The organism is Endomicrobiales bacterium (assembly GCA_023228045.1).
In the GTDB taxonomy this organism is placed as follows: Bacteria; Elusimicrobiota; Endomicrobiia; order Endomicrobiales; family JALOBY01; genus JALOBY01.
In genome coordinates, this window is record JALOBY010000017.1 from 24,078 (window position 1) to 31,284 (window position 7,207).

12 protein-coding genes are annotated in these 7,207 nt (G+C 39.6%); all 12 read left to right on the plus strand.

Features of this window, described 5'->3' with window-relative positions; translation table 11 throughout:
• Positions 1–27 precede the first annotated feature (27 nt).
• On the plus strand, positions 28–1,092 hold the full coding sequence (gene ftsZ, locus M0Q46_04910; GenBank protein ID MCK9582932.1) for a cell division protein FtsZ: 1,065 nt from the start codon (positions 28–30) through the stop codon (positions 1,090–1,092).
• Positions 1,092–1,757, plus strand: coding sequence for a peptidoglycan editing factor PgeF (pgeF, locus tag M0Q46_04915; GenBank protein ID MCK9582933.1), 666 nt, complete (start codon positions 1,092–1,094; stop codon positions 1,755–1,757). Before ftsZ ends, pgeF begins: the two co-directional genes overlap by 1 nt.
• A 21-nt stretch (positions 1,758–1,778) precedes the next feature.
• On the plus strand, positions 1,779–2,843 hold the full coding sequence (gene pheA / locus M0Q46_04920; protein ID MCK9582934.1) for a prephenate dehydratase: 1,065 nt from the start codon (positions 1,779–1,781) through the stop codon (positions 2,841–2,843).
• Complete coding sequence (gene rpe / locus M0Q46_04925; GenBank protein MCK9582935.1) at positions 2,844–3,512, plus strand: ribulose-phosphate 3-epimerase; 669 nt, start codon at positions 2,844–2,846, stop codon at positions 3,510–3,512.
• A gap of 40 nt (positions 3,513–3,552) precedes the next feature.
• The gene (gene rpsP / locus M0Q46_04930) at positions 3,553–3,786 is read left to right on the plus strand and encodes a 30S ribosomal protein S16 (GenBank protein ID MCK9582936.1); all 234 of its coding nucleotides are present in this window, start codon (positions 3,553–3,555) and stop codon (positions 3,784–3,786) included.
• Between the two features lie 32 nt (positions 3,787–3,818).
• Entirely contained in the window at positions 3,819–4,049 is a 231-nt protein-coding gene (locus M0Q46_04935; GenBank protein MCK9582937.1) for a KH domain-containing protein, read from the plus strand.
• Positions 4,050–4,060: 11 nt separating this feature from the next.
• Positions 4,061–4,333, plus strand: coding sequence for a hypothetical protein (locus tag M0Q46_04940; protein MCK9582938.1), 273 nt, complete (start codon positions 4,061–4,063; stop codon positions 4,331–4,333).
• Positions 4,323–5,048 carry a tRNA (guanosine(37)-N1)-methyltransferase TrmD gene (gene trmD / locus M0Q46_04945; GenBank protein ID MCK9582939.1) on the plus strand — a complete coding sequence of 242 codons (726 nt, stop codon included), beginning with the start codon at positions 4,323–4,325 and terminating at the stop codon, positions 5,046–5,048. Before M0Q46_04940 ends, trmD begins: the two co-directional genes overlap by 11 nt.
• 13 nt (positions 5,049–5,061) lie before the next feature.
• The gene (gene rplS, locus M0Q46_04950; protein MCK9582940.1) at positions 5,062–5,424 is read left to right on the plus strand and encodes a 50S ribosomal protein L19; all 363 of its coding nucleotides are present in this window, start codon (positions 5,062–5,064) and stop codon (positions 5,422–5,424) included.
• Positions 5,425–5,493: 69 nt separating this feature from the next.
• A complete protein-coding gene (locus M0Q46_04955) occupies positions 5,494–6,117 on the plus strand; it encodes a ribonuclease HII (GenBank protein ID MCK9582941.1) in 624 nt (207 codons plus the stop codon).
• Positions 6,118–6,141: 24 nt separating this feature from the next.
• Positions 6,142–6,687: an FxLYD domain-containing protein gene (locus M0Q46_04960; GenBank protein ID MCK9582942.1), complete on the plus strand. Its 546-nt coding sequence runs from the start codon at positions 6,142–6,144 to the stop codon at positions 6,685–6,687.
• Between the two features lie 56 nt (positions 6,688–6,743).
• Positions 6,744–7,112, plus strand: a complete 369-nt coding sequence (locus tag M0Q46_04965; GenBank protein ID MCK9582943.1) for a YraN family protein — start codon at positions 6,744–6,746, stop codon at positions 7,110–7,112.
• Positions 7,113–7,207: the final 95 nt, after the last annotated feature.

The window sequence follows — 7,207 nt, forward strand, 5'->3', positions numbered from 1 at the left end:
CAGGTTGTAAAAGTTAAAGGATTAAATATGATAAGGTTCAAAGTTCCTCAAGAATTGGGCAGCAAATTTGCGGCAAAAATAAAAGTTGTAGGTATCGGCGGCGGCGGCACAAATGCAATAAACAGAATGATTGATAGCGGTATCAGGGGTGTTGAACTTATAGCAATGAACACAGACACTCAATCGCTGTTAAAGTCCAACGCGCCAATTAAATTACAAATAGGTGAAAAGCTAACAAAAGGCCTTGGTGTTGGCGGAAACCCAGCATTAGGTAAGCAAGCCGCCGAAGAAAGCCGCGAACGCATAAAAGAAATGCTTGCCGATGCCGATATGGTTTTTGTAACAACGGGAATGGGTGGCGGCACGGGTACCGGAGCCACGCCTGTAGTTGCGCAAATAGCAAAAGAGCTTGGCAAATTAATTGTTGCCGTTGTAACAAAACCATTTGATTTTGAAAATAAAATCCGCCAGGAGCAGGCAGAAGAAGGAATAAAAGAGTTAAAAAAATATGTGGATACATATCTAATAATTAAAAACGAAAAATTGTTTACCATAACAGACGAAAAAATGCCTATGATAGAGGCGTTTAAAATGGTTGACGATGTTCTCAGCAGAGCTGTACAGTCAATATCCGATATAATAAACATACCAGGTCAAATAAATGTTGACTTTGCCGACATCAAAGCCATAATGACAGGTGCTGGCGAGGCTGTTATGGGTATTGGCGAGAGTTCTGGACAGCACGGCGCTTTAGATGCCGCAAGAAAAGCCATAAGAAGCCAATTACTTGAAAATGGGTCAATCTCCGGCGCAAAGGGCCTGATAATAAACATAACAACAAACACAAGTTTAAATGAACTTAGCGCGGTAAAAGATATAGTAAGTTACATAACAAATGAAGCCGACTCTGAAGATGTAAGCATCAAATTTGGTATTGTAGAAGATAGCGCAATGGAAGGCATTAAGGTTACGGTTATAGCCACTGGCATAAGCCCGAACAAAAAACTTTTCGGTGCTAAAATTGGCACAAAAGCAAGTATAGATTTTAATCGTCCGGCATATACTTACTGGGAAATTAAAAATCTAAAATAATGTGGAAACGCTCTGGCTCAATACTATTTGATGACGAATTTCCGTTCTTTAATTTAGTAACCACAAAGCCGCTTGGTAATATGCGCGATAAAAGTGTGAGGAGTCAGTACCTTTCTGGTTTTGGTTTTAAGCAGGATGATATAATAACGGCTCAGCAGGTGCACGGCGACAAAGTTACTGTTATAAAAGATAAAAGTGAATGTGAAGTTTTGGGTGTTGACGGGCTTTTAACAAATATTAGCGGTGTTGGTTTATGTATTTTTACGGCCGACTGTATGCCGGTACTTTTAGGTTGTTCTGAAAAAAAGGTCGTTGGTGTAATACATGCAGGTTGGCGCGGCCTTGCCGGTGGAATTTTGGAACAAGGGGTAAACAAGTTTTGTTTGGAGTATAACACAAAGCCGGGCGATATATACGCTTCAATAGGCCCATGCATTGGGCCGTGTTGCTTTGAAGTTGGCTCAGAAATTGCAAAAAGTTTCAATTTAAAAGAAGAAAAAATAAGCCTTGACTTAAGAGGCATTGCCCGCGGTAAGTTGGAAAATATTGGAGTAAAAAAAATAAGCCAAAGCGATAATTGCACCCAGCATGAAACAGATTTATTTTTTTCGTACAGGCGGGATAAAACAGCAGAACGGATAATGACATTTGTGGCAATTAAATAATAATTATGTCTGGAGTAAAAAATGAAAATTGAAAAGTTAAGGTTGGCAATTGATGAATTAGACCAAAAAATGTTGAATCTTTTGGCAAATCGCACCGCCTTGGCAAAAGAAATAGGGAAAATAAAGCACTCATCAGGCCAGCAGATATACGCCCCTCAGAGAGAAAAAAACATTATCGCTAATATGATAAAAAAAAGCCGGGGCAAAATTGCGCCTGCTGTTGTTGAGTCGGTATTTCGTGAAATAATTCACGCTTGCCGCGCTATGGAAGACAAAATAAAGGTTGCCTATTTTGGCCCTGAGGCAACTTTTACGCATCAAGCCGCTATAAAAAACTTTGGCGTTGGCGCGCAGTATATGCCAAAAAAATATATTAACGAAGTATTTATGGAAGTTGAAAAAGGGCTAGCCGATTATGGTGTTGTGCCAATAGAAAACTCAACAGAGGGAATGGTAAACCACACTTTGGATATGTTTTTAGGGTCAGATTTGCAGATTTGTTCAGAGATAAGTTTAAAAATTGAAGAGTGCCTGCTTTGTAAAACCGGTAAAAAATCGGATATAAAAAAAATATACTCTCATCCTCAGCCGCTTGGCCAGTGCAAAAATTGGCTTCAGTCAAATATGCCAAATGTTCAATTAATTGAAATGTCTTCTACGGCGGAAGCCGCAAAAGCGGCACTGCGCGATAGAAGTGCCGGTGCAATCGGTTCCGATGCTGCAGCCGCTATTTATGGCTTAAAAATATGTCAAAGAGGCATTGAAGACGGGAAAGAAAATATAACCAGATTTTTGGTTATTGGGAAAAAATCAGTTGGCCCGTCCCGGTACGATAAAACATCAATAATGCTTTCAGTTAAAGACAGAGTTGGCGCGCTTTATGATATTTTGCTTCCTTTTAAAAAGTACAAAATTAACCTTACAAAAATAGAGTCGCGCCCAACCAAAAAAAAGGCATGGGAGTACATATTTTTCATTGATTTTATAGGGCATATAAGTGAGCCAAACATAGCCAAGGCATTAAAAGAAATTGAAGCCAACTGTGGGTTCATTAAAGTGCTTGGTTCATATCCAAGGGCGGATTAAATGGCGATTGATAAAATAATTGTTGCCCCATCAATAATCTCCGCAAATTTTGCTTGTCTGAAAAGTGACCTCAAAAAAGTTGAAAGGGGCGGCGCAAAGTGGTTGCATATAGATGTAATGGATGGACACTTTGTGCCAAACATTACAGTTGGCCCGGTTGTAGTTAGCGGCTTAAGAAAAGTCAGCCGGCTTTTTTTTGATGTGCATCTTATGATAAGCAATCCCGAAAAATATATTGCTGTTTTCAAAGATGCGGGCGCTGACCTGATAACTTTTCACATAGAAGCCGTAAAAAACCCGGCCGCACTAATTAAAAAAATAAAAGCATTGGGCATAAAGGCCGGCATTTCAATTAAGCCAAAAACTAAGGCAGATGTGCTTTACCCATTATTAAAAATGCTTGATTTGGTTTTAGTTATGACTGTGGAGCCCGGTTTTGGCGGCCAGAGTTTTATGCGTGATATGTTGCCAAAGGTTAAAGCGTTAAAAAGCCGTATAAACAAATATAATCCAAAGTGTTATTTGCAGGTAGATGGCGGCATAAACAACAAAACTGCCGTTGCTTGTGTAAGCAGCGGGGCCAATGTATTAGTTGCGGGTAATGCGGTTTTTTGCGCGAAAAGCCCTGCTTTGGCTGTGCGTTCTTTGTTGACAGCGGCAAGTAAATAGAATATAATGCGTCTTCATTATTTAACGGAGGGAGCAAAGCATGGCAGTTCGCATTCGGTTACAAAGACAAGGAAAGCCCAAAAGGCCTTTCTACAAAATGGTTGCAATTGATGGCAGAGCAAAACGTGACGGTGAACCCATTGAAGTTTTAGGTCAGTACGACCCAATGAAAACCGAAGCAAAACTTACCGCTAATAAAGAAAGAGTTGAGTATTGGTTAAAGCAGGGCGCAATTCCTTCTGCAACTGCGGCACACCTAATAAAAAAACTATAAACTTTGCTTTAGTTTGTTTGAGGTTCTAGGAAATGAAAGAGCTGGTAATTTATATAGTTAAAGCTCTCGTTGATAACCCCGGCGAGGTTGAAGTGCGTGAGGTTGAATCGGACAAGGGTATTATAGTTGAAATAAAAGTTGCTGCCGGTGATATAGGCAAAGTTATTGGCAGAGAAGGCCGCATAATAAAGGCAATAAGAACTGTTGTAAGTTGCGCGTCCGCAAAAATGGCAAAAAAAGTTTCAGTTGAAATTACCGAGTAAATGGTTGTTAATTGAAAGATATTACCTGGAAAGTTAGTGACATTGTCGGCAGTTGTGTGGAAGATACCTCAAAGCGAGTCCTTGGAGTTTTGGTTGATGTGCTTCCAACTGGTGCCAACGATGTGTTTCTTATAAAACCGCCGGCGCCCAAAATTGGCGATGTGCTTATACCGGCACTTGCTTCTGTAATAAAAAAAATTGATGTGAAAAATAAGCTGATAGTTGTAGATTTGCCGGCCGGGCTTGAAGAAACCTGGATGTTTAAGGAATCTGATGAAAATTGATGTACTTTCCGCATTCCCGTCTATGTTTAGCGGTCCTCTAACGGAAAGCATTATCAAAAGAGCAAGGCAAAAAAAACTTCTTGACATAAATGTAGTTGATTTAAGATCTTTCGCAAAAGACAAACACAAAACACTTGATGACAGGCCGTTTGGCGGTGGGCCGGGTATGGTTATGAAGCCCGAGCCGCTAATTGCCGCGCTTGAAAGTGTTGGCGCAAAAAAAACAAAACGAATTGGCTGGCCGAAAAATAAAAACAAATTAGTTGTTTATCTTTCGCCTCAGGGTACGCCGCTAACTCAGGAAGTTATAAAAAAGGTAGCTTCTTACAAATCGCTTGTTTTATTGTGCGGCCACTACGAAGGTGTAGATGAAAGGGTTCTCAGTTGGGTTAATTTAGAGCTCTCAATAGGCGATTATGTTCTTACCGGCGGAGAGCTCCCGGCAATGGTTTTAATAGATACCGTTGCGCGCCTCATACCAGGTGTTGTAAAAGAAAGCGGTTCAGTAGAAAATGATTCTTTTTTTTCAGGAATTTTAGATAATCCGCACTATACCAGGCCGGAAAACTTTCGCGGTCAAAAGGTTCCAAAAATTTTGCTTTCTGGTAATCACAAAGCTGTACAAGAGTGGCGCAAAGAGCAGGCAGTTTTAAACACAATTAAAAAAAGACCGGATTTGGCAAAAGCCGCCGGATTAATAAATAATAAAAAATAACTCAGGAGCAGCTATGTCAAAGATAATTACAGAGCTTGGAAACGCACAAAAAAGAACATTGCCAGATTTTCGCGCAGGCGACCAGTTACGCGTTCACTTCAAAGTTATTGAAGGTGAAAATGAAAGAGTACAGGTGTTTGAAGGTATTGTTATCCGCAGGCGCGGAACCGGCATATCTGAAACATTTACAGTAAGAAAGATATCTTTTGGCATTGGCGTTGAAAGAATATTTCCTATAAACTCACCAAGAATTGAAAAAGTAGAGTTCCTTCGTAGAGGCCATGTGCGCCGTGCCCGCTTGTTTTATTTAAGAGCGCTTTCAGGCAAATCCGCAAGAATTGAAGAAAGAAAAGACAGCCAGCAACAAAAGCAATAAGTTTTTTTGTTTCAAGCCAACAAAAATCTCTTGGTTTAAAACCCATATCTGGGTTTGACTCGCCTGCCAATGAACCTATATGAGTTTGACAGTGTTTTTTACTCTCGCGGTTTTAAATCCCTTGTAGGTGTTGACGAAGCTGGAAGGGGCCCTTGGGCGGGGCCGGTAGTTGCAGCTGCTGTAATCTTGCCGCAAAATGCCTTTATAGAAGGCCTTAACGACTCCAAAAAACTCTCACCCAAAAAACGCAAAACAATCCTTGAAAAAATAAAACAAATCGCACTCTCCTACTCTGTTGGCGTTGTAAGCCACACACAAATAGACGAAATAAATATTCTACAGGCAACTTACCAGGCAATGAAAACCGCAATTGCCGGCACAAACACCCCATTTGATTTAGTCCTTGTTGACGGCTGGGCAATACCACAGTTGAAGTTGCCTCAGCAAAATGTAATATCTGGTGATGCGCAAAGCGCTTGCATTGCCGCCGCTTCAATTGTGGCAAAAGAAACAAGAGATGCCATAATGGAAGAAATGGCGCAAGAGTACCCACAATACGGCTTTGAAAAACATAAGGGCTATGGAACAAAACAACATATGCAGGCGCTCCAAAAGTTTGGCGTATGCCCAATACACAGGGTTAGCTATGCGCCCATAAAGGCAATATTAAAAAATGCACTAATTATAGGTTGATTTTCTAAAAAAGGAGAGGTTATTATGGCTTTAATCAAATGTTCAGAGTGTGGAACCGAAGTATCATCAGAGGCTGACAAGTGTCCAAAGTGTGCTTTCCCAATTAATAAAACTGCTAAGAAGACCCAGCAAAAGAAACTCGCTAATGGCTGCGCAATCGGTTGTCTTACAGTTTTCATAATATTTGCCATACTATTTCTTGTTGTAGTATTGAGTTCAAAAAAATCGCCACCTCCTAATTCAGGCAAAGCATCATTATCATCTAATAAATCTATTACTGAATCGATGTCAGAAAAACCTGCTCTTGAACTTAAAAAAGGGTGGGAGTTTGTTAACGGTAAATATGGGAACACTTTGATTAGTGGTATAGTTAAGAATAATTCGCAGAAAAATTACAGTTATGTTCAAATCTCTTTTGGGATATATGATAAGAGCGGTGCTAAAATCGGTACTGCTATGGCAAATATTAATAATCTTAGATCAGGTGGGACATGGAAATTCGAAGCGAGTATATTGCAAAATCTTGATAATATAGATACAGCAAAACTTGAAGAATTAACCGGTTTTTAAATGTAATAGGTATTTTTCTGTAAGATTTAAAAAACTAATAAAGGCAATAATAAAAGATGTACTCTAAAGAAATAGGCGATAAAGCTGAAAAAGATGCAGTTGCATTACTCAAAAAATCCGGGTACAAAATACTCCAAAAAAACTATCGCGTACCATTTGGTGAAATAGATATAATTGCAAAAGATAAGAAAGTGGTAGTTTTTGTAGAAGTAAAAATGCGTAGTAGTGAAGGTTTTGGTTTACCGCAGGAGTTTGTTGATAAGCGAAAAAGAAGGAAAATAATTGCGGCTGCCATTTCTTATATTAAGGCAAACAACATAAAAAATACCGATTTCAGGTTTGATGTAGTGGCACTTGGCAATGCCTTAGAAAAGCCGAAAATAATAAAATCGGCATTTGAAACGGCCGGCAACTTTACAATTTAGTTTCATGCCTGTCATTGCGGGCATAATACTCAAAAAGTGTTGCTAAAAACAAGGGATAAAGTCTTAAATATAGACGACAAGTAAAAACATTTGAT

Excerpts from the sequence above, each read along its gene's own strand:
- ftsZ (MCK9582932.1), top strand. The coding sequence starts at position 28 with ATGATAAGGTTCAAAGTTCCTCAAGAATTGGGCAGCAAATTTGCGGCA.
- pgeF (MCK9582933.1), top strand. The coding sequence starts at position 1,092 with ATGTGGAAACGCTCTGGCTCAATACTATTTGATGACGAATTTCCGTTC.
- pheA (MCK9582934.1), top strand. The coding sequence starts at position 1,779 with ATGAAAATTGAAAAGTTAAGGTTGGCAATTGATGAATTAGACCAAAAA.
- rpe (MCK9582935.1), top strand. The coding sequence starts at position 2,844 with ATGGCGATTGATAAAATAATTGTTGCCCCATCAATAATCTCCGCAAAT.
- rpsP (MCK9582936.1), top strand. The coding sequence starts at position 3,553 with ATGGCAGTTCGCATTCGGTTACAAAGACAAGGAAAGCCCAAAAGGCCT.
- M0Q46_04935 (MCK9582937.1), top strand. The coding sequence starts at position 3,819 with ATGAAAGAGCTGGTAATTTATATAGTTAAAGCTCTCGTTGATAACCCC.
- trmD (MCK9582939.1), top strand. The coding sequence starts at position 4,323 with ATGAAAATTGATGTACTTTCCGCATTCCCGTCTATGTTTAGCGGTCCT.
- rplS (MCK9582940.1), top strand. The coding sequence starts at position 5,062 with ATGTCAAAGATAATTACAGAGCTTGGAAACGCACAAAAAAGAACATTG.
- M0Q46_04955 (MCK9582941.1), top strand. The coding sequence starts at position 5,494 with ATGAACCTATATGAGTTTGACAGTGTTTTTTACTCTCGCGGTTTTAAA.
- M0Q46_04960 (MCK9582942.1), top strand. The coding sequence starts at position 6,142 with ATGGCTTTAATCAAATGTTCAGAGTGTGGAACCGAAGTATCATCAGAG.
- M0Q46_04965 (MCK9582943.1), top strand. The coding sequence starts at position 6,744 with ATGTACTCTAAAGAAATAGGCGATAAAGCTGAAAAAGATGCAGTTGCA.